General features: G+C 55.2%; 20 protein-coding genes and 1 tRNA gene. 6 read left to right on the forward strand and 15 right to left on the reverse strand.

Annotated features, from left to right (window positions below):
• Positions 1-23: 23 nt before the first annotated feature.
• Both MC50_RS01000 and MC50_RS01005 read right to left on the reverse strand, forming a co-directional pair.
• Entirely contained in the window at positions 24-1346 is a 1323-nt protein-coding gene (locus MC50_RS01000) for a PTS sugar transporter subunit IIC (RefSeq protein ID WP_032695487.1), read from the reverse strand.
• Positions 1347-1458: 112 nt separating this feature from the next.
• Positions 1459-1773 carry a PTS sugar transporter subunit IIB gene (locus tag MC50_RS01005; protein ID WP_032686631.1) on the reverse strand — a complete coding sequence of 105 codons (315 nt, stop codon included), beginning with the start codon at positions 1771-1773 and terminating at the stop codon, positions 1459-1461.
• 196 nt (positions 1774-1969) lie between these two features.
• Between MC50_RS01005 and MC50_RS01010 the strand changes: the two genes are divergently transcribed.
• Positions 1970-2689: a GntR family transcriptional regulator gene (locus MC50_RS01010; RefSeq protein WP_047663346.1), complete on the forward strand. Its 720-nt coding sequence runs from the start codon at positions 1970-1972 to the stop codon at positions 2687-2689.
• 15 nt (positions 2690-2704) lie between these two features.
• Here MC50_RS01010 and MC50_RS01015 read toward each other — a convergent pair whose 3' ends face one another.
• Together MC50_RS01015 and fabB are read right to left on the reverse strand one after the other, a co-directional pair.
• The gene (locus MC50_RS01015; protein WP_032699069.1) at positions 2705-3880 is read right to left on the reverse strand and encodes an MFS transporter; all 1176 of its coding nucleotides are present in this window, start codon (positions 3878-3880) and stop codon (positions 2705-2707) included.
• A gap of 216 nt (positions 3881-4096) precedes the next feature.
• The gene (fabB, locus tag MC50_RS01020; protein WP_032686628.1) at positions 4097-5314 is read right to left on the reverse strand and encodes a beta-ketoacyl-ACP synthase I; all 1218 of its coding nucleotides are present in this window, start codon (positions 5312-5314) and stop codon (positions 4097-4099) included.
• Positions 5315-5472: 158 nt separating this feature from the next.
• Between fabB and mnmC the strand changes: the two genes are divergently transcribed.
• Positions 5473-7461, forward strand: coding sequence for a bifunctional tRNA (5-methylaminomethyl-2-thiouridine)(34)-methyltransferase MnmD/FAD-dependent 5-carboxymethylaminomethyl-2-thiouridine(34) oxidoreductase MnmC (gene mnmC / locus MC50_RS01025; RefSeq protein WP_047663347.1), 1989 nt, complete (start codon positions 5473-5475; stop codon positions 7459-7461).
• Positions 7462-7570: 109 nt separating this feature from the next.
• Here mnmC and MC50_RS01030 read toward each other — a convergent pair whose 3' ends face one another.
• The 6 genes from MC50_RS01030 to prmB are packed head-to-tail and all read right to left on the reverse strand — an operon-like array spanning position 7571 to position 12110.
• On the reverse strand, positions 7571-7846 hold the full coding sequence (locus MC50_RS01030) for a YfcL family protein (RefSeq protein WP_032686625.1): 276 nt from the start codon (positions 7844-7846) through the stop codon (positions 7571-7573).
• Positions 7847-7877: 31 nt separating this feature from the next.
• Positions 7878-8426, reverse strand: coding sequence for an elongation factor P hydroxylase (locus MC50_RS01035; protein ID WP_004865249.1), 549 nt, complete (start codon positions 8424-8426; stop codon positions 7878-7880).
• A complete protein-coding gene (locus MC50_RS01040; RefSeq protein ID WP_032686624.1) occupies positions 8426-9235 on the reverse strand; it encodes a sulfite exporter TauE/SafE family protein in 810 nt (269 codons plus the stop codon). Before MC50_RS01040 ends, MC50_RS01035 begins: the two co-directional genes overlap by 1 nt.
• Positions 9235-10059: a penicillin-insensitive murein endopeptidase gene (gene mepA, locus MC50_RS01045; RefSeq protein ID WP_004865256.1), complete on the reverse strand. Its 825-nt coding sequence runs from the start codon at positions 10057-10059 to the stop codon at positions 9235-9237. The genes MC50_RS01040 and mepA overlap by 1 nt, the downstream gene beginning before the upstream one ends.
• A gap of 3 nt (positions 10060-10062) precedes the next feature.
• Complete coding sequence (aroC, locus tag MC50_RS01050) at positions 10063-11148, reverse strand: chorismate synthase (RefSeq protein WP_032686621.1); 1086 nt, start codon at positions 11146-11148, stop codon at positions 10063-10065.
• A 29-nt stretch (positions 11149-11177) separates the two neighbouring features.
• Positions 11178-12110 carry a 50S ribosomal protein L3 N(5)-glutamine methyltransferase gene (gene prmB, locus MC50_RS01055; protein WP_015583759.1) on the reverse strand — a complete coding sequence of 311 codons (933 nt, stop codon included), beginning with the start codon at positions 12108-12110 and terminating at the stop codon, positions 11178-11180.
• 166 nt (positions 12111-12276) lie between these two features.
• Between prmB and smrB the strand changes: the two genes are divergently transcribed.
• Positions 12277-12828, forward strand: coding sequence for an endonuclease SmrB (smrB, locus tag MC50_RS01060; protein WP_015583758.1), 552 nt, complete (start codon positions 12277-12279; stop codon positions 12826-12828).
• 19 nt (positions 12829-12847) lie between these two features.
• Here smrB and sixA read toward each other — a convergent pair whose 3' ends face one another.
• The 4 genes from sixA to MC50_RS01080 all read right to left on the reverse strand — a co-directional run bounded on the left by sixA (position 12848) and on the right by MC50_RS01080 (position 17440).
• A complete protein-coding gene (gene sixA, locus MC50_RS01065; protein WP_032686620.1) occupies positions 12848-13333 on the reverse strand; it encodes a phosphohistidine phosphatase SixA in 486 nt (161 codons plus the stop codon).
• Between the two features lie 209 nt (positions 13334-13542).
• Positions 13543-15687, reverse strand: a complete 2145-nt coding sequence (gene fadJ, locus MC50_RS01070; RefSeq protein ID WP_032699065.1) for a fatty acid oxidation complex subunit alpha FadJ — start codon at positions 15685-15687, stop codon at positions 13543-13545.
• A complete protein-coding gene (gene fadI / locus MC50_RS01075) occupies positions 15687-16997 on the reverse strand; it encodes an acetyl-CoA C-acyltransferase FadI (RefSeq protein ID WP_032686615.1) in 1311 nt (436 codons plus the stop codon). Before fadI ends, fadJ begins: the two co-directional genes overlap by 1 nt.
• Positions 16998-17155: 158 nt before the next feature.
• A complete protein-coding gene (locus MC50_RS01080) occupies positions 17156-17440 on the reverse strand; it encodes a YfcZ/YiiS family protein (RefSeq protein WP_032686614.1) in 285 nt (94 codons plus the stop codon).
• 371 nt (positions 17441-17811) lie between these two features.
• Between MC50_RS01080 and fadL the strand changes: the two genes are divergently transcribed.
• A complete protein-coding gene (gene fadL / locus MC50_RS01085) occupies positions 17812-19134 on the forward strand; it encodes a long-chain fatty acid transporter FadL (protein WP_032686613.1) in 1323 nt (440 codons plus the stop codon).
• A 68-nt stretch (positions 19135-19202) separates the two neighbouring features.
• Here fadL and mlaA read toward each other — a convergent pair whose 3' ends face one another.
• On the reverse strand, positions 19203-19964 hold the full coding sequence (gene mlaA, locus MC50_RS01090) for a phospholipid-binding lipoprotein MlaA (protein WP_015583753.1): 762 nt from the start codon (positions 19962-19964) through the stop codon (positions 19203-19205).
• A gap of 268 nt (positions 19965-20232) precedes the next feature.
• On the opposite strand from mlaA, the gene MC50_RS01095 reads away from it, so the two are divergent.
• Positions 20233-21138, forward strand: coding sequence for a formate/nitrite transporter family protein (locus MC50_RS01095; protein ID WP_032695493.1), 906 nt, complete (start codon positions 20233-20235; stop codon positions 21136-21138).
• Positions 21139-21212: 74 nt separating this feature from the next.
• A tRNA-Arg gene (locus MC50_RS01100) sits at positions 21213-21284 on the forward strand.
• The last annotated feature ends 94 nt before the right edge of the window (positions 21285-21378 follow it).

Raw genomic sequence — 21378 nt, forward strand, 5'->3', positions numbered from 1 at the left:
TTTATTTCCCCACGTCTTTTTCATTACTCAGCGGTCGCTGCGGTATTCACCTTATTCGCCGCAATAACAAACGGTAAATAGATCAGCGTTGAAACAGCAAGGCACAGAATGCCGACAAAGAGCGCTAACCAGTTACCGCCGGTACCAAAGAAGGCAATCAGCGGACCTGGCGTGGTCCACGGAACCGCGTAGGCAATCGGCGGGATAAATTCCATGCTAATAAAGAAGTAACCGATCAACGAGTTAATAAAAGGAACCAGAATAAACGGAATCACCAGAATCGGGTTCAGGACTATCGGTAAACCAAACATCACCGGTTCGTTGATATTGAACAAGCCCGGTACGAAGGCCATTTTCGCCAGATCGCGATAATCTTTACGCCGCGAAGCGATGAAGATTGCCAGCAGCAGACCCAGCGTCATCCCCGAGCCGCCGCAGTTGGCAAACGCATCGTTGATGCCGGTCCAGGTTATCGGATAAGGCGCCCCCCATGTGGTGCCGTGTGAGGCCGCATAGGAGAGGTTTTCCAGATTCGCTTCCGAGAAGATAGTTTCACGAATCGCCGCAACGGTATTGGGACCGTGGATCCCCAGCACCCACAGGAAGTTTGCCACCAGTCCCAGAATCAGAACGGTGATAATGTTGGTGCCCATATCCTTTAGCGGGGCCTGAATCAGCGTATAGATCAGATCGTTAAGGCCGTTCGGCGAGATGCGGGTCAGCAGGTAGTTAATGATGGAAAAGGAAATCATCACAAAGAAGATCGGCAACAGCACCTTGAACGAGCGCGCCACCGCCGGCGGTACCGCTGCCGGCATCGTAATCGTCACTTTCGGGTTACGCGCTAGCCGGCAAAAGACCTCGCTGGAAATCAGCGCAACGATAATGGCCACAAACAGCCCCTGCGGCCCGAGATATTTTGTCGTCAGATAAGCCTGACCATCGATGATGGTATAAGGTGTATAGACCACAAAAAAGGCGCCAATGGCCGTTAGTCCGCACAGCAGATCGTCCTGCTGGAAGCTAATCGCGATATTGCGTGCAACGAGAAAGGTAATCAATATTGCCATAATATTGACTGAGCCATTCATCACCGGAGTAAAAATTTGCTGCGCGTCAGCAAGATTCGGGAATATTGTTCCCAAATGTAAAATGCTTGCAATAAAACCATCAGGAGACAATATTGCAAAGTTAATTAAAATAATCAGCGAACTGGCCATCACGATTGGGAAGGATAAGATAAATGCATCCCGAATCGCCGATACGTGAATCTGAGAATTTAGTTTTATAGCCACAGGGACAAGGATTTTCTCCATGCCGCGTTCAAAGGCATTCATAAAACTCATGATGAATCCTTATTTTTATCGATAATCTGCGATAGCGCCCCAGCAGTGGAGCAGAGGTATCCGGCGGCACGACGCTGATATTCAGGCGTTAACCGGGGTAATAGATAAAAAATTATTTATTGGCCAGTAAGGTGAGCGCGCTGTCTAACACGGCCGGACCATCCATTTGCCCGTAATATTTCATATCAATAACCGCAACCGGCATTTTACCGTGAGCGACCTCTTCTATTTCACTTTTCTGGAAACGAACCTGCGGCCCTAATAAAACCACATCCACTTCGTTTTTTTTGATTTTTTCTTTGGCTTCAGAAATGGCCAGCGCATTGATATTTACCGCTATCCCCACCGCTGCAGCATGCTCCTGCATGCGTTTCACTAACATACTGGTGGACATCCCGGCAGCACAAACTAACAATATATTTTTCACTTTCCTTCCTTTTCCTGTTCATCAGTCTCAATTGACGAGCACTGTAATAATTGTTAATTTTCTTATCCGCAGTTGCGATCACAGTTAGCAAGAGAAAAGTTGTTCAAAAACCAGGAAAAAAATGAACGTGTTAGCGTAAATTTAACGACACACAACGACAACCCAATGTTTTAAAAGGGATTATTGAGGTTCAAAAGTGGTTTATAAAAATGTAGTTAATTTACTGAAAAACAAAATTAATAGCCCGCTCTATAGCATTGACGATCTTCTGCCATCAGAAAAAGAATTAGCAGAACTTTATGATGTTTCGCGAAATACACTGCGTAAGGCGCTAAAGACTCTGGAGGAGGAGGGTTTAATCGAACGGAGACACGGTTCGGGAACCTGGATTAGAAATAAACATTTCCAGGCGTCGGTGACGCATTTAGACAGTTTTACCGAAATTGCCCGCAATGAAGGTAAAACGCCCTCTAGCCAAATTCTCAAATTTGAATTGCAAACCGCATCAGAAGAAATCGCAAAAGCTTTGCAGTTACAGCACGGTGAACCTGTATATTATGCTAAAAGATTGCGTTTTATCGATAGCATTGCGATGCAATTAGAAGAAACCTGGCTCTCGGCAACGCGCTTTCCTGACCTGACCATCGCCCATATGAAAAAGTCGAAGTTCTCGTATATCGAAAACGAATGCGGGATACGCATTGACGGTTGCTACGAATCCATAGTGCCGATACTTCCCTCTCCGGAACTGGCCACGCTGCTGCATATCAGCCCCAAAGATCCGATCATCAAAATGCAAACCCAGGCGATTGATGAACAGCATCAGCCGATAGACTATTCCATTCTCTATACCAACATGTTTGAGTTTCAGGTGAAGTATTACCTTCCACGCAAAGCCCCCGGTCTCCCTCGCTGAAGACCGGGAATCGCGTTATCGACGTAGGGAGAACAGCGTCATGAGCATGCCCAGCACCGCGCATATTGCGCCCGCCAGAAAGACAGAAGAGTAGCCCAGCGATGTGGCAAGCAGCCCGGCAAGCGGGCCGGTGACACCGTATGAAATATCCTGAAAGGCCGCAAAGCCGCCGAGCGCGGTACCGCGAACCTGAGCCGGTACGCGTTTGACAACTTCAACGCCGAGGGACGGGAAGATGAGCGAGCAGCCGCAACCGGTCAGCGCCGCCCCGGCCAGGGCAACCCAGGCGCTCGGCGCCAGCCACAGCAGCGTCAGGCCAATGGCCTCGATCAGCAGCGACACCATCGCTACCTTTACGCCGCCAAAACGGTCCGGCATCCAGCCAAACAGAATACGCATCAGCACAAAGGCGCCGCCGAACGCGGTCAGCGTGAAGCCCGCCATCGCCCAGCCGCGGCTGGCGAAATAGAGTGAGACAAAGGTGCCAATCACGGCAAATCCCACCCCTTGCAGCCCCAGGCCGATACCCGGGCGCCAGATCATACCGACGACGCTCCATAACGATGGCCGTTCGCCCCCGTGCGCCGGAACTTTACTGACCGTACCATTGATGGCCAGCGCCAGCAGCGGTAGTCCCATCGTGACGCAGGCGAGAACCACAACGCCAAAGTGTGAGTAGATCATCAGTCCCAGCGGCGCGCCCACGGCCAATGAGCCGTACATCGCCATCCCGTTCCAGGACATGACCTTGCCTGAACGCGCAGGGCCAACCAACCCCAGTCCCCAGCTCAGGTTTCCGGTCAACAGCTGGCTTTCACCAAATCCGAGGATCAAACGCCCCAGCACCAGCAGCGCAAATTTTACCAGCACGGAAACCGGCAGTAACGCGGCCAGCAGCCACGCCGCCCCGGCTAATGCGCAGGCTAACATGCCCTGCAGCACCGAGCGCTTGGCACCATACTGATCGGCCAGACGACCGGCATAGCCGCGGGTCAGCACCGTCGCCAGAAACTGAATGCCCACCGCTACGCCCACCATCGTGTTGCCGAAGCCCAGCTCATGGTGGACAAAGAGCGGGATCACGGGTAGCGGCAGGCCAACGGTCATATAGGTCAGAAAAACGGCAAAGGTAATACGAAATAATGGAATATTCGCTGAAGAGGTATTTGTTGTTTCAGTTGCTGCGGACATGCTTTACTCCAGTTCGCAGAGTAAGGCGAGGTAGTAGCCACGCCCCCTCCACCTGATTATCAGGGTTAAGGCGCGTTGGTTGACGTTAAACGCTTACGCATTACCGGGGTGATAATGTTTCGCAGCAGTTTGCCTGTAGAGGTCCGGCTCTGTCAAGACGACAAAAAAGGGAGCCCGCAGGCTCCCTTTTTACATATCGGTTGAATAACCAGCCGATTATGCCTTGTGTTTACGCATGACCAGCGTGGCGTTGGTGCCGCCGAAACCGAAGCTGTTGGACATCACGGTCGTCAGCGCTTGTTCGGTCGGTTTGGTGACGATGTTCAGACCCGCCGCCTGCTCATCCATCTCTTCGATGTTAATGCTTGGCGCAATAAAGCCATGTTCCAGCATCAGCAGAGAGTAGATCGCTTCCTGCACGCCCGCGGCGCCCAGGGAGTGGCCGGTCATCGCTTTGGTCGCGGAGATAGCCGGGCTGTGGTCGCCGAAGACTTCGCGAATGGCGCCCAGTTCTTTCACGTCGCCGACCGGAGTCGAGGTGCCGTGGGAGTTCAGGTAGTCAATCGGTGTGTCAACACCGGCCATCGCCTGTTTCATACAACGCACTGCGCCTTCACCAGACGGAGCAACCATGTCCGCGCCATCAGAAGTTGCGCCGTAGCCGACCACTTCCGCATAAATGTGCGCGCCGCGCGCCAGAGCATGCTCCAGCTCCTCAACCACAACCATACCGCCGCCGCCGGCGATAACAAAACCGTCGCGGTGCGTATCATAAGTGCGGGATGCTTTATCCGGCGTTTCGTTGTATTTGGTGGACAGTGCGCCCATGGCGTCGAATTCACAGGCCATTTCCCAGCACAGCTCTTCGCCGCCGCCAGCAAAAACGATATCCTGTTTGCCAAGCTGAATTTGTTCAACCGCGCTGCCGATACAGTGAGCTGATGTCGCGCAAGCGGAGCTGATAGAATAGTTCACACCGTGGATTTTGAACGGCGTGGCGAGGCAAGCGGATACCGCAGAAGCCATCGCTTTGGTCACAACATAAGGACCCACTGCTTTCAGGCCGCGCGGGCTACGCATCGCATCTGCGCCAAACACCTGAGATTTAGAAGAACCGCCGGAACCGGCAATCAGACCCACGCGAGGGTTGTTTTGATAAACTTCTTCTTTCAGTCCAGCATCGGCTACAGCCTGCTGCATAGAGAGATAAGCATAGATAGAGGCATCGTTCATGAAACGGACCACTTTGCGGTCGATAAGACCTGTGGTGTCCAGTTTAACGTTACCCCACACGTGGCTGCGCATACCAGAATCTTTGAATTCTTGAGAGAAAGTGATCCCCGAGCGCCCTTCACGCAGAGATTCCAGGACTTCCTGCTGGTTGTTACCGATGCTGGAAACGATGCCCAGGCCAGTAATCACTGCACGTTTCATTCAATACCTCTGTAAGTCACACTATTTTAAGTTTCGAGTCGCACAATAGCGTACACTTGTACGCCGAACAAGTCCGATCAGCCATTTTGTGTATAAATTTGCGCCCCCCGGCACACATCGTTAAGATCGTTCTACGCCTTGAGATTCGAGTAACTTACGTGAAACAAAACGCCATACAACCTGCCAACCTGGAATTCAACGCTGAGGGTACACCTGTTTCCCGAGATTTCGATGACGTGTACTTTTCCAATGACAATGGTCTGGAAGAGACGCGCTACGTTTTCCTCGGCGGCAACCGCCTCGATGCACGCTTCCCGGTCCATCCACACCCGCTGTTTGTGGTCGCCGAGAGCGGATTCGGCACCGGTCTCAACTTCCTGACGCTTTGGCAGGCGTTTGATGTTTTTCGCCGTGATAATCCTGAAGCTACCCTGCAAAGATTACATTTCATCAGTTTCGAAAAATTTCCGCTGACCTCCGCCGATCTACGGCGGGCTCATCAGCACTGGCCGGAACTGGCGCCGTGGGCGGAACAATTGCAGGCGCAGTGGCCGCAGGCGATCGCTGGCTGCCATCGCCTGCTGCTGGATGACGGGCGCATCACGCTGGATTTGTGGTTCGGGGATATCAATACGCTGACCCACGAGCTCGATGATTCGCTGAATCAGCAGGTCGACGCCTGGTTTCTTGATGGTTTCGCCCCGGCGAAAAATCCGGATATGTGGACACCGGAGCTGTTCGGGGCAATGGCCCGCCTGGCCAGACCGGGCGGCACGCTGGCCACCTTTACCTCCGCCGGTTTTGTCCGTCGCGGCCTGCAGGAAGCGGGCTTTACCATGCAGAAACGCAAAGGGTTCGGCCGCAAACGTGAAATGCTGATCGGTGAAATGGCCCGGACGCTGAATATCCCCGCCCGCACGCCCTGGTTTGCGCGAACCGGCAGCCAGCAACGCGATGCGGCGATTATCGGCGGCGGTATCGCCAGCGCCCTGCTTGCGCTCGCGCTGCTCCGCCGCGGCTGGCAAGTCACCTTATACTGCGCCGATAACGCACCGGCTGAAGGCGCATCCGGTAACCGTCAGGGCGCGCTCTATCCTCTGCTTAGCCAGCACGATCCGGCGCTGGCCCGCTTCTTTCCGGCGGCATTTACCTTCGCCCGCCGCCTGTATGACGCCCTTCCGATCATGTTCGACCATCAGTGGTGCGGCGTCACCCAGCTTGCCTGGGACGAGAAGAGCGAACAGAAAATCGCGCAGATGCTGGCACTCGAGCTGCCGGCAGAGATTGCTGCGGCCGTCAGCGCGCAAACTGTCGCGCAGATCGCCGGCGTGGAAACCGGCTGCGGTGGCATCACCTATCCCTCCGGGGGCTGGCTCTATCCGCAGCAGCTGACGGCAGAACTTTTTGCGCTGGCGGCAACACGGGGCCTGCGCACCCGATATAACGTTAAGGTCACAACGCTTGCTGCTGACCATGACGGCTGGCAGCTCAATGCGCAGCTGCGTCATGAGGTGGTCGTACTGGCAAACGGCCATCATCTGACCGACTTCCCTCAGACTGCGCGATTGCCGGCATATCCGGTGGGAGGACAGGTGAGCCATATTCCGACCACGCCTGCGCTGTCAGCTTTGCGCCAGGTATTGTGCTACGACGGCTACCTGACGCCACAAAATCCACGTTATCAGCAGCACTGCATCGGCGCCAGCTACCACCGCGGACAGACGGAGGCGACCTTTAGCGCCGATGATCAACAGCAAAACCGTCAACGACTGATCGACTGCTTCCCGCAGGCAGCATGGGCGCAGGACGTGGATACCCGTGGAAATGACGCCCGCTGCGGCGTGCGTTGCGCCACCCGGGATCACTTACCGATGGTGGGAAATGTACCGGATTATGACGCCACGTTAGCGCAGTACGCGACGCTGGCCGAACACAAAGCGCAGGCGCCGACGGCACCGGTTTACCGCAATCTGTTCGTGCTGGGGGCGCTGGGTTCGCGCGGACTATGCTCCGCCCCATTGACGGCGGAAGTACTGGCGGCGCAGATGAGTCACGAACCGCTGCCGCTGGACCGAGATACGCTGGCGGCGTTGAATCCGAATCGATTATGGGTGCGGAAACTGCTGAAGGGAAAAGCGGTGAAATAAGCCGGGCGGCGGCGATCGCCGTCGGTTGGAGGCAAAAAGCAGCGCGACATCAGGATGATACCCGGTGTCGCGCCGCCTGGCCGCTTTTTCAGGCCAGGCGGTCAGGGGATTATTGCTTTGCCCGCTGATATAAGTTATTCCACATTCCCTGCACCAGAATCTGGTCCGGCGGCGACAGTTCGCCTGCGCCGATCGCTTTCTCCAGGCTACGAACCACCCGATCGTTGATTGCTTTCGCAGAGTGATCGTCCCCTCCTTCCAGCTCGGCTACCGCCAGCGTCAGGTGGCCGCGCAGATAGCCGCTGGCAAACAGTTCATCATCACTGGCGTGGTCTACCATTTCATCAATCAACGCCAGAATGCGTGATTCAAACTCCGCGAGCATTGTCTTTCCTCTTCTAGTGTCAAACGTGGCTTTATTGCAGGTCTTCCGGCCACGGGAATTGTTCTGCCGTCAGTGGCGGCGTCTGATAATATTCTTGTAACGCGCGGATAAACCGCGCCGGACGTTCAGGGATCCCTTGCTCCAGCAAGGTCATAACCTGGGCATGAACTCGCCGCTGAAAGGCAATGCGGTCAGGTTCGAAGTCGCCTTCCAGATTGTCACAGCTCACGTTAAACGGAAAACCTGCCGCCACGCAAAACAGCCAGTCCAGCGCCTGCGGTTTCACCTCAACATCTTCAAACTGACACTGGGTCATGGCATCACGGCCATCCGGGCAGTACCAGTAGCCGAAATCAACCTGCTCGCGACGCGCTTTGCCCGCGATGCACCAGTGAGAAATCTCATGCAGGCCGCTGGCGTAAAAACCATGGGCAAACACAATGCGGTTATACGGCACGTCGCTATCTGCCGGAAGATAGATCGGTTCGTCATCGCCTTTAATCAGACGGGTATTAAAATCATCGGCAAAGCAGCCGTCAAAAATAGCGATCAGCTGCTGATAATGGTGTTGCTGTTGCATTAATGAATTCCCAACCACTGAAGAATTTCAGCACCGTGGCTGTCATAAAGAAGTTTCGCGCTCATCACGGCGGAGACAACCACAATCATCGGACGAATCAACGATTGTCCTTTACTCAGAACCAGACGTGAACCGGCGCGAGCGCCAATAAACTGCCCCGCCATCATCACAAAACCGGTCGCCCAAATGACTTTGCCGCCAATGATAAACAGCAATAGCCCACCGACGTTAGAGGTCGCGTTCAGCACTTTGGCGTGAGCGGTTGATTTGGCGAGGTTAAACCCGGCAAGAGTGACGAAAGCCAGCGCGTAGAAAGAACCCGCGCCAGGGCCGAAGAAACCATCATAAAAACCCACGCAGCCGCCGGCGATCAGGGCAAACGGCAGGCCGTACAGCCGACGCTGACGGTCTGCTTCGCCTAATTTTGGCATCAGCAGGAAGTACAGGCCAATGCCGATCACCAGCACCGGCAGGATCTGGCGCAGAATATCGGACTGGACGTGCTGCACCAGCAGCGCACCGGCGGTTGAGCCGATAAACGTCATCAGGATATTGAGCTTCTGATCCGCCAGGTTCACCACCTTGCGGCGGATAAAATAGAGCGAAGCAGAAAGCGATCCCCCGCAGGCCTGCAGCTTGTTTGTCGCCAGCGCCTGCGCCGGAGGCAGCCCTGCCGCCATCAGCGCCGGAACCGTCAGTAACCCGCCGCCGCCCGCCAGGGAGTCAATAAATCCCGCCAGAATAGCCACGAAAAAAAGCGCCACCAGTACCGTCGGCGACACCATAAACAGCTCAATAAAGCTTTCCATTACAGCACATGCTCATCCAGTAGCGCCTGGCAGGAAGGCGGCAGCGGAGGCGGCGTCTTCTTCACAGGAGAGGTTGTTCCGGGTTTTGGGGGTTCAAACCAGCTTTGTAGCTCGGCTCCGCAGCCATCGCCTGGCGGCGGTGGCGCCTGTTCTTCGCACTCCAGGCTGCCCGCCGGGCAGCGCAGACGAACATGCATATGTGCGCGATGCTGGAACCATGGCCGGACTTTGCGTAGCCACCCGCGATCGTTGCCAGCATCGAGGCAGAGCTGCTGTTTGATTGCCGGGTTAACAAAGATACGCGTGACGTCGTTATCTTCTGCCGCCAGTTTAATCAGATGACTGATTTGCGGGCTCCACAGCGACGGCACCACGCGCTTGCCGTCGCGAGCCACCAGATCCAGCGCCTGCGGTTTCAGGAGCTGCGCTGAACTCCAGCGCGTCTGCGGGAGCTGAAGGAAAATATCAACATCCAGCCCGCTCTGGTGACTGGCATGACCGCCGTTAAAGCGTCCGCCCGCTGGCATCCCCATATCGCCAATCAGCAACGTCCCCATGCCCTGACTCTGCACCTGATTGCCCAGGCGCTGAATAAACTGGATCAGGTCCGGATGGCCGAAGTAGCGGCGCTGGTCGGTGCGCATGACCTGGTAACTGGTCGCGCTCAGCGGCAGCGCCTGCGCGCCGACAATACAGCCGTTGGCAAATGCGCCAATTGACTGCGCGCTGCCGCTAATCGGCTGGGTGATTTTTTGCCACGGCGTCGCCGCAAGGCAGGCAGAGCTGGCGACCAGCGCCAGCAGAGCGATAACGGTTTTTTTCATCGATTACCAGCGTGGAATTGATGTCGTCACGTCGCCATTTTGCGCGCGTTGACGCATAAAGTGATCCATTAGCACGATCGCCAGCATGGCTTCCGCGATCGGCACCGCACGGATGCCCACGCAAGGATCGTGGCGACCTTTGGTGATCATCTCGACTTCTTCACCGTGACGGTTAATCGTATGACCCGGTACGGTGATGCTGGAGGTCGGCTTCAGCGCGATATTCGCGACGATCTGCTGACCGCTGCTGATACCGCCAAGAATGCCGCCCGCATGGTTGCTCTGGAAACCGTTTTTGGTGATTTCATCGCGATTTTGGCTGCCGCGCAGTTTCACTACCTCAAAACCATCGCCAATTTCCACGCCCTTCACCGCATTGATGCTCATCAGCGCATGGGCAATGTCGGCATCCAGACGGTCGAATACCGGCTCACCGAGCCCCGGAGGCACGCCGTCCGCGACCACGGTCACTTTAGCTCCGATGGAGTCGCCCTCTTTTTTCAGGCCGCGCATCAGTTCATCAAGCGCTTCAATTTTATCCGGATCCGGACAGAAGAACGGGTTTTGTTCAACCTGTTCCCAGTCTTTGATCGCCAGAGGAATATCGCCCATCTGGGTCAAACAGCCGCGGATAACAATGCCGAATTTTTGCGCGAGGTATTTCTTGGCAATCGCGCCAGCCGCCACCCGCATCGCGGTTTCACGCGCTGAGGAACGTCCGCCGCCGCGATAATCGCGCAGGCCGTATTTCTGCTCGTAGGTATAGTCAGCGTGCCCAGGACGGAAAACGTCTTTAATCGCGCCGTAATCCTGAGAACGCTGATCGGTATTCTCAATCAGCAGACCAATGCTGGTCCCGGTCGTCACGCCTTCGAAGACGCCGGAAAGGATCTTCACCTGATCCGGTTCACGGCGCTGCGTGGTGTAGCGCGAGGTACCCGGACGACGACGATCCAGATCGTGCTGCAGATCGGCTTCCGTCAGCGGAATGCCCGGCGGCACTCCGTCAACAATGCAGCCCAGCGCCAGACCGTGCGACTCGCCGAAGGTAGTGACGCGAAAGAGTTGTCCAATTGTGTTTCCTGCCATCACGGCTCCGTCATGTTTGCGTGTTGTTTTTAGTCTTTATAAATGCCGAAATGCGCGCGGGCGGCGATCAGCTGTGGTTTGGTCAGCATGAACACGCCGTCCCCGCCATTTTCAAACTCAAGCCAGGTAAACGGCACGTCCGGATACTGCTCAATCAGATGTACCATGCTGTTACCGACTTCACAAATCAGAATACCGTCGTCGCTGAGATAATCCGGCGCATTACCGAGGATACGGCGCGTCAGCTTCAGCCCATCGCTGCCGGAAGCCAGACCCAGTACCGGCTCATGACGATATTCGCCCGGCAGATCGGACATATCTTCTTCGTCAACGTACGGCGGGTTGGTGACGATAAGGTCGTACTGCACTTTCGGCAGATCGCGGAACAGATCGGAACGAATCGGCGTGACCTGATGGATCAGGCCGTGCGCTTCAACGTTCTGCTCGGCAACGGCCAGCGCGTCAACGGAGATATCCACCGCATCCACTTCCGCTTCCGGGAAAGAGTAAGCGCAGGCGATCGCAATACAGCCGCTGCCGGTGCACATATCCAGAATGTGCTGCGGTTGATGGTCAATCAGGCCGGCGAAGTGATTATTGATAAGCTCACCGATCGGAGAACGCGGCACCAGCACACGTTCGTCCACGAAAAATTCATGGCCGCAGAACCAGGCTTTATTGGTCAAATAGGCAACCGGAATACGTTCGTTGATCCGGCGAATCACGCGCTCAACGATGCGGTGTTTTTCGCTGGAAGTCAGACGCGCGGAGTGCATATCCTCCGGAATATCCAGCGGCAGGTAGAGCGATGGCAATACCAACTGCAGCGCCTCATCCCACGGGTTGTCCGTGCCATGGCCGTACCAGATATTCGCCGCGCTGAAACGACTGACCGCCCAACGCAGCATGTCCTGAATGGTATGCAGCTCATTGACCGCTTCATCAACAAAAATTTTATCCACGCCATCCTCCAGGACACGCTCTACTGTAAATTCGGCGGCTAGTTTGCCACGAAGACGGCGATAAATCAGCATTCTTACGTCAGGCGGACGGGGAAAAATACGTTTTGCTTGCCTGAATACAGGCCGAGTCGGGTAAACTAGCGAAAAGAAATGATGAGAGTGGGCAATGAAAAAGAAAACATCGCTAAGCGACGAGGATCAGGCGTTGTTCCGCCAGTTAATGACCGGCACGCGTCAGATTAAGCAAGACACCATCGTGCACCGCCCGCTGCGCAAGAAAATCACCGAGGTACCGCCAAAACGCTTACTTCAGGAGCAGGCCGATAACAGCCACTATTTTTCCGATGAATTTCAGCCGCTGCTGAATACCGAAGGGGCGGTCAAATATGTCCGTCCGGACGTGAGCCATTTTGAACTGAAAAAACTGCGCCGCGGGGATTATTCGCCGGAGCTGTTTCTCGATCTGCACGGGTTGACCCAGCAGCAGGCTAAGCAGGAGCTGGGGGCGCTGATCGCCGCCTGTCGTCGCGAACATGTCTTTTGCGCCTGCGTGATGCACGGGCACGGCAAACACATCCTCAAGCAGCAAACGCCGCTCTGGCTTGCGCAACATCCGCACATCATGGCTTTTCATCAGGCGCCAAAAGAGTACGGCGGAGACGCCGCACTGCTGGTGCTGATTGAAGTTGAAGAGTGGCAGCCGCCGGAGCTTCCGTAATACGGATGCTCCGGGGGAGTCAGATAGCCTTCGCCATCTTCAGATTGCAGGGGCTCATCTGCCAGTTGAACTCGCCCTTGCCATCGGCATCAAGGGTGACACAGGCAATAGCCGAAGTGGTGAACATCGGGGGAGTTTCTCCCGGGCACAGCTCTGAGACGAGGTACCCCACCAGCGGCAGGTGCGAAACCACCAGCACCGTTGAAACACCTTCATTGGTCAGCGTCTGAAGCCAGGCGCTGACCATGCCAACATCGCCACACGGCGTGAGCTCCGGCATCACGTCGACATTTTCAGGCAGGTCCATGCACTCTCTTACCACATCCAACGTCTGTTCAGCACGCAGGTAAGGACTGACAAGAACCCGTTCAATATCCACTTTTTGACCTTTCAGCCAGGTTGCCATCTGACGGGACTCGTCACAACCACAAACGGTTAAGGGACGAACCGAGTCACTGGCTGCATCGAGGGCAGCGTCGCCGTGACGCATGATAAAAACTTGCATATTGCACCGCTTTTGTTAACCAGAAGCACCGCAGTCTTACCTGCGTAGATAGCACGCAGTCGACCCGGTGGCCGGGCATTGTGCCTGATTCATCCAACGAATGAAACGCTGTTTTTTACCTCAATGGCGTAAGTATAGTCAATGATCGTTTACAAAACAGCCAACCAACAGCGTCATTCATCGCCGGATTTATCTTCTTTGACCAGAACTTAGGTCGTCCGTTCAGCAGCGGGCCAAAAGGTTGCCCCCTGCCCGGCCATGCGCAATAAATTTTCGCATGGGGTAAACCGTGGGCCGTACTGAGCGGCCAGACGTTGCAAGATGGCAACAACTTCACTCGCCCCGAGTTGATCCATATAACGGAACGGGCCGCCAAGAAACGGCGGGAAGCCAATACCGAACACCGCGCCAATGTCGCCATCGCGGGCGCCGCGGATGACCTGCTCATCGAAGCAGCGCGCGGCTTCGTTAAGCATCATCATGACGCAACGCTCAGCTATCTGCCGGGCGGATAAGCGCGCCTGCGGAGCAGAAACGCCCAGCAGCGAATAGACCGCAGCATCGGGTCGTTTTTTGCTTGTACGCCCTTTTGGCTCATAAAGATAGAAACCGCGGTTATTTTTTCTCCCTTTGCGATCGTCATTCAAGATCGCATCAATGATGTTTGCAGGCGGGCTAAAACGTTCTCCCCACGCGGCTTCCAGAACCGGCAGAATTTTGGTCCCGGTATCAATTCCGACCTCATCCAGCAGCTGAATCGGCCCCACCGGAAAGCCGAATTTCACCAATGACTTATCGATATGATCAATGGGCTCACCTTCCATGAGTAAGCGCATCGCTTCGTTGATGTAGGGCGCCAGAATACGGTTGACGTAGAAACCCGCTTTATCAGCCACGACGATCGGCGTTTTGCCCTGCATTTTGGCCAGCTTAACTACCGTCGCAATCGTCTGCGGATCGGTATGCTGATGGGGGATCACTTCAACCAACGGCATTTTCTCGACCGGGCTGAAGAAATGCAGGCCAATCACCTGCCCCGGTCGGCTGGCCTGCGCCGCAATGTCGCCGATGGGCAGCGAAGAGGTATTGGAGGCAAAGATCGTCTGCGGGCTGCAGTGTGCTTCGATCTCAGCCACCATCCGCTGTTTAAGAGCTAAATCCTCGAAGACAGCCTCGACAACCACATCGCGATGGGCGAAGCCCTGATAATCCGTGGTGCCGGAAATCAGCGCCAGCTGACGATCCCGTTCGCTGGCGCGCAGATAGCGGCGACGCACCTGCTTGTCCAGCAGTTCCCAGCTGTATTTCAGCGCATGGTTAATTCCCCGTGCCTGAATATCTTTGATACGCACCGCAAGCCCGCCTTTGCAGGCGGTAACATACGCAATCCCGCCGCCCATCAGACCGCCACCGAGAATGCCGATGCGATTCAGTGGCCCGGCCTGCGCATCGGCGCCGCGATCTTTCTTCAAATCCGTGCTGGCAAAGAATATCGATCGCAATGCCTGAGACTGCGGAGTCATCGCCAGCTCACCGAAGGCACGCGCTTCCTCGGCATAGCCGCTGCTACAGCCGTGAGCTAATCCATTTTCAATCACCTGCAGAATGCGCTCGGCGGCAGGATAGTTGCCCTGGGTTTTCTGTCGGGTCTTTTTCCCCACCAGCCGAAACAGCAGATTACGGCCCAGCGGTCCGGCAAGCACCCGTTCGCGGATCGGCATACTGCGGCTCGCCGGCCGTCCTTTCAGCGCCAGCTCCACCGCCGTCTGCAGCAGAATCGATTGCGGAACCACCTCATCCACCAGGCCCGCTTTTAACGCCTGACGCGCGCGAAGCTGCTTGCCGGTCAGAATCATCTCCAGGGCGCTGCTGACACCGATCAGGCGGGGTAATCTCTGAGTGCCGCCGGAGCCAGGCAGCAGCCCCAGCTGGACCTCAGGCAGACCCAGACGCGTTTTCTCGTCATCGCTGCATACCCGTCCATGGCAGGCCAGCGCCAGCTCAAGGCCGCCGCCCAGGCAGGCGCCGTGGATGGCGGCAATCACCGGAATCGCCAGCCCATGGATCTCCGCCATAATTTGTTGCCCCTGGCGGGCGAGCGCTTCCGCTTCCTGAGCGCTGGCGCAGCGGGCAATCATATTGATATCCGCGCCAGCGATAAAATTGTCCGGTTTTGCGGAAATCAGCACGACGCCGCGCAGAGATTTATTATCACGAATCTGGCGAACGATCGCCCGCACCTGCTGGCCAAATTCGGCCTTCAGGGTATTCATCTTTTCACCGGGCGAATCGATAGTGATGACGCCGACGTTATCCGGGCGAATATCGAGGGTAAATGCCGATGCCATGTCCATTATTCCACCTCCAGAATCATCGCCGCGCCGAGTCCACCCGCCGCACAGGCGGTAACCAGGCCAAATCCGCCCCCCCTGCGCCGCAGCTCATGCAGCGTCTGGGTAATCATCCTCGCGCCGGTGGCAGCAAAAGGATGCCCGTAAGCAATTGAACCACCGAGGACATTGAATTTACTTTCGTCGACTTCCCCGGTCGCCTGCGAGCGTCCAAGCACCTCGCGGGCAAAGCGGTCGCTGGCCAGGCACTGAAGATTCGCCAGCGTCTGCGCGGCAAAAGCCTCATGCATATCGATAAGCGTTAAATCAGCCAGGCTCAGTCCCGCTCTTTCCAGCGCCAGCGGCGTTGACCACGCCGGCCCCAGCAGCATATCCTGGCGGACATCGATGGCGGTAAAGGCATAGCTGCGCAGGTAGCCAAGCGGGGTTAAGCCCAGCGCTTTGGCCTGAGACTCGGTCATCATGATCACCGCCGCGGCACCATCGGTTAGCGGCGTACTGTTTGCCGCAGTGACCGTGCCATGCTTGCGGTCAAAAGCCGGACGTAACTTTTGGTAATCAGCCAGGGTTGAATTTTTACGAATATTGTTGTCGTTTTCCAGCGGTTCACGGAACGGCGGCACATACGCGGTCATCACCTCAGAGGCCAGTTTCCCCTCTTCCCAGGCTTTCGCCGCCAGCTGGTGCGAACGGTGCGCCAGCGCGTCCTGCTGTTCGCGGGTGATACCCCATGTTTTTGCCATTTGCTCTGCGGTATCCCCCATCCGCAGCCCGGTCGAATACTCGGCCACCGCAGGCGGTACCGGTAAAAGATCGCGAAGGCGTAAACGGGAGAAGAGCTTCAGACGCTGCCCGAGAGTGCGCGCTTTATTGGCATCCACCAGCGTTCGGGCCAGCTTTTTACTGACGCCGATCGGCAGAACGGATGAAGAGTCGGCGCCGCCGGCAATACCTGCGCGGATCGTTCCCGCCATCAGGCTCTCCGCGACGTTGGCAACCGCCTGAAAACTGGTGGCGCAGGCGCGACTTACGCTGTAGGCATCGGTGTGTACGCTCATGCCGGTGCCAAGCACAATTTCGCGCGCAATATTTGGCGCTTCGGGCATCTGCACCACCTGGCCAAATACCAGTTGCTCAATCATTTCCGGGGGAATATCGCTACGAGCCAGCATTTCGCTGATAACCATTTTTCCCAAATCAACGGCGGGAACACCGTGAAATACCGTGGCCTGGCGGGCAAACGGCGTACGTAAACCGCTGACAATGGCAATGCGATCGCCTTGACGGGTGACAAGCGGTAATGGCTGACTCATGACTTTCCCCTGTTAACCGATAAAACCAAGTGGTCTGACCTGATAACAGTTTTAACTAATTTTTTACATTAAGCCAATCAGCGAAGAGAAAAAGTGGGAGCCAAAACACATACAAAGCAGGAGATAACGCCCCTGAAGGGAGGGGCGTTGAGGAGAAATTAACGCAGACCAAGCTGGAAAATCAGCGTTTCGGCTTCACAGCAGAAGACAAAATCGATATCCATCTGCACTCCGCCTTCAACGTCGGTAAAAGTCGGGGTAATTTTGCACGGTTCAGATTCCACACCCCGTGCTTTCTCAGTCAATGCGGCGAGAGTTTGTTCCGCTTCGGCGCGATTGGCAAAAACCCGGCTGTAAGAGGCGGTGCAATCGGTGTTGTCCATAATGGTGCCAACATCCATACAGCAGCAAACCGGGGTTTCATCAGCACTACATTTACTCATCGTAGATTTCCTCTGTATATGCACTCAAGGTGCCAGACAAATAATGAGGTTATTTTACGCGCGGCGCCTCCCGGCCTCCAGTCGTTAATGGCGACAAAAGTCCTAAGTGACCGAAATCACACTTAAAAATGATCCAAAACAAAAAATGCCCTGTTTAGATAATGCGAACGAGGCCAATTTTGCTAACTGGATCGCTTTTTTCGTATCACAACTGAAAAATCTCATAAACAAACTTGCAACATCTCATCTGGTCAGACCTATACTCAGCGCACTGGTCTGATTTCTCTGTCGTAAAGCAGACCCTACACTTCGCGCTTCTGTTACGGCATGTAACATAGTTTAAATAAAAATAACTCAATGAGGTTATGGGCATGAGCCAGAAAACCCGCTTTACCCAATCTGCCCTCGCAGTGGCTGTAGCACTTGTTTCAACACAGGCCTGGTCAGCAGGCTTTCAGTTAAATGAATTCTCTTCATCAGGTCTGGGCCGCGCCTATTCCGGTGAAGGTGCAATTGCTGACGACGCGGGCAATGCCAGCCGTAACCCAGCATTGATTATGATGTTCGATCGCCCGACGATGTCTGCGGGCGCGGTCTTTGTCGACCCTAACGTCAATATTTCCGGCCAGTCTCCAACAGGCAAAAGCCTGAACGCCGATAATATTGCGCCAACCGCATGGGTGCCTAACTTCCACTTTGTATCGCCGATTAACGATCAATTTGGTTGGGGGGCCTCTATCACCTCTAACTATGGTCTGGCGACCGAGTACGCCGATGATTATGCCGCCGGCAGCATGGGCGGAAAAACGGACCTGACCACCGCCAACTTCAACCTGAGCGGCGCCTATCGCCTGGACAGCCACTGGAGCTTTGGCTTAGGGTTTGATGCGGTGTATGCGAAAGCGAAGATTGAGCGCTATGCAGGCGATTTGGGGCAAATCGTTGCGGGCTCTGGCGCACTGCCGCCGCAGCTGGCCGGCCCGGTATCGAAAATTCCTGCCGATACACAAATTGCTCACCTCAACGGTAACGCGTGGGGCTTTGGCTGGAACGCCGGTATTCTTTATGAACTGGATAAGAATAACCGCTATGGCTTCACCTATCGTTCTGAAGTGAAAATCGACTTTGACGGTAATTACAAAAGCAGCTTACCTTCCGCGTACAACCAGATCCTCGGTAACTTCGGGCTTCCGGCGGGTACCAACGGTCAAACTACCGATGGTTCTCTGACGCTGAACCTGCCTGAAATGTGGGAACTGTCCGGCTATAACCGCGTTGCACCGCAGTGGGCGGTCCACTATAGCCTGACCTACACCAGTTGGAGTCAGTTCCAGGAGCTGAAAGCAACGGGTAGCAACGGTGAGACGCTGTTCTATAAAGATGAAAGCTTTAAAGACGCCTACCGTATTGCGCTGGGTACCACCTATTACTATGACGATAACTGGACCTTCCGTACCGGTATCGCCTTTGATGATAGCCCGGTCCCTGCAAGCACCCGTTCTATCTCCATCCCGGATCAGGATCGTCTGTGGCTGAGCGCGGGTACCACCTATGCCTTCAACAAAGATGCTTCGGTTGACGTGGGTGTTTCATACATGCACGGTCAGCACGTAGAAATTAAAGAAGGTCCTTATACCTTCCGCTCTGAAGGTACCGCCTGGCTGTACGGCGCGAACTTCAACTACCGCTTCTGATCGGTCTGGCAGCATAAAAAAAGGGTGAACGCGAGTTCACCCTTTTTTATTGTCATATTTACTCGCGTTTACTGCGAGTCGATATCTTTCAGATCGCCCTGAATCGCCTGAGCGTTAGGGTTCTCGACCGGCGTAAGTTTACCGCCGTTGGCAATAAAGTCATGACGCTGGAAGTAGGCTTCGCGAACCATGATATACGGGTCGGAAGACTGGCGCAGCAGGCCGTCGGAATCCAGCAACTGAGCACGGGTCTCAACCCCTTCAACCGCCCACTTACCGATAGACATCGGCCAGGTCAGCCAGGAAAGGACCGGATAAAGACCATCAGCCATATCACCGCCTTCATCACGCAGCGTAAAGCTGCCATAGAACGGCAGTTGTACGTAAGGGCCGTAACCCACGCCATAATGACCCAGGGTGCTACCAAAGCGATGCGGTTCAACACGCTGCAGTTTCGGGTTCGCCATCCCGGCGACATCAATCAGGCCGCCCATTCCGAGAAGGGTATTAAGGAAGAAGCGGGTAAAGTGCACCATACCTTTATAGGGATCGCCCTGCAGGAAGTAGTTCGCCATCACCGCCGGTTCTTCAAGGTTGCTGGTGAAGTTACTCAGCCCATTGCGCGCCGGCTGCGGGACATAATCACGCCAGGCAACGGCAACCGGACGCAGCACGTACGGATCCACCACGTTAAAGTTGAAGTCGAACATCGTACGGTTAAACCCTTCAAGCGGGTCTGAACGCCCCTGCGGCAGATCGCCAGAGCTGGAACTGGCACATCCCACCAGCAATGTGGCGCCAAGCGCAAGCGCCGACAGGCGAAAATTCATAGGTGTCTCCCTGTTAATTTTGGCTATTGCGGTGGGCTATCCGGGGACCACTGCCTCCATGACGATACCACCCGAAGCAAATTGCAATCTGGTGCCTGCTTTCAGCATAGCCTTCTTTGGCATAATTGTTGCGCCCTGATTCTATACATATTTTGCAATATTCGTATTGCTATTCTTGCCATCAGCAAAAATTTAGGAGGTTATCCCGGGCCAGTCGGGTGAAACATCTCTACGCTTATGAGAATGAAAAAACGCAGGAGGAAATGCCATGACGACAGATCCCAAACCTCACGAGCGCCCTCATAGCGAAGAGGTGGAGGTTGAAAGCGATGAAAAACAGGATGGCGAACCGATTGAGGTCAACGAGAAACGCCTGCCCTCGCGTGCAATGGCCACCCATGAAGAGATCCGTCAGGAGGGGGAAAAAGAGCTGGAGCGCGATGCCCTTGCACTTCTGTGGTCAGCGGTAGCCGCTGGTCTGTCGATGGGGGCCTCGATGGTGGCGAAAGGGATTTTCCATGTTCACCTGGGCGAACTTCCCGGTGGTTATTTAGTGGAGAATCTGGGTTATACCTTCGGGTTTGTTATTGTCATCATGGCTCGCCAGCAGCTGTTTACCGAGAATACCGTCACCGCGGTATTACCCATCATGCATAAGCCGACGCCCGGGAATATCGGCCTCCTGCTACGGCTCTGGGGCGTGGTGCTTATTGGTAACCTGGTCGGTACGGCAATTGCGGCCTGGGCCTTTAATATGATGCCGATTTTTGACGATGCCACCCGCGGCGCGTTTCAGGAGATCAGTTTAAAGGTCATGGAAAATACGCCGTCTGAAATGTTCGCCAATGCGATTATTTCCGGCTGGCTGGTGGCGACCATGGTGTGGATGTTTCCCGCCGCCGGCGCGGCAAAAATCGTGGTGATCATCATGATGACCTGGCTGATTGCGCTCGCCGATACCACCCATATCGTTGTCGGCAGCGTTGAGATTTTTTACCTGGTCTTCAACGGCTCGCTGCCCTGGCAAGACTTCATCTGGCCTTTCGCGCTGCCGACGCTGGCTGGCAACATTTGCGGCGGCACTTTTATTTTTGCGCTGCTCAGCCATGCGCAGATTCGCAACGACATGAGCAACGACAAAAAGGAGCGGCTCAAGGCAAAAAAACACCCTTAAGTGGCGAGAGTTTAAGCATTCAACCCATAGATGCTTAACGAACAAGGAAAAAAACGCTATACTCCCGCCGCTTCGTCCCCTTAGTTAAATGGATATAACGAGCCCCTCCTAAGGGCTAGTTGCAGGTTCGATTCCTGCAGGGGACACTTCTTAGCCGTTCGCCACAATCCGACACAGTTCGCTCAACCCCTTACGTACCAACTATTTAATAAAACGCCTGTTCGACAGCAACGGACTCTA

It is taken from the genome of Klebsiella planticola (genome assembly GCF_000783935.2).
Lineage (GTDB): Bacteria > Pseudomonadota > Gammaproteobacteria > Enterobacterales > Enterobacteriaceae > Klebsiella > Klebsiella planticola.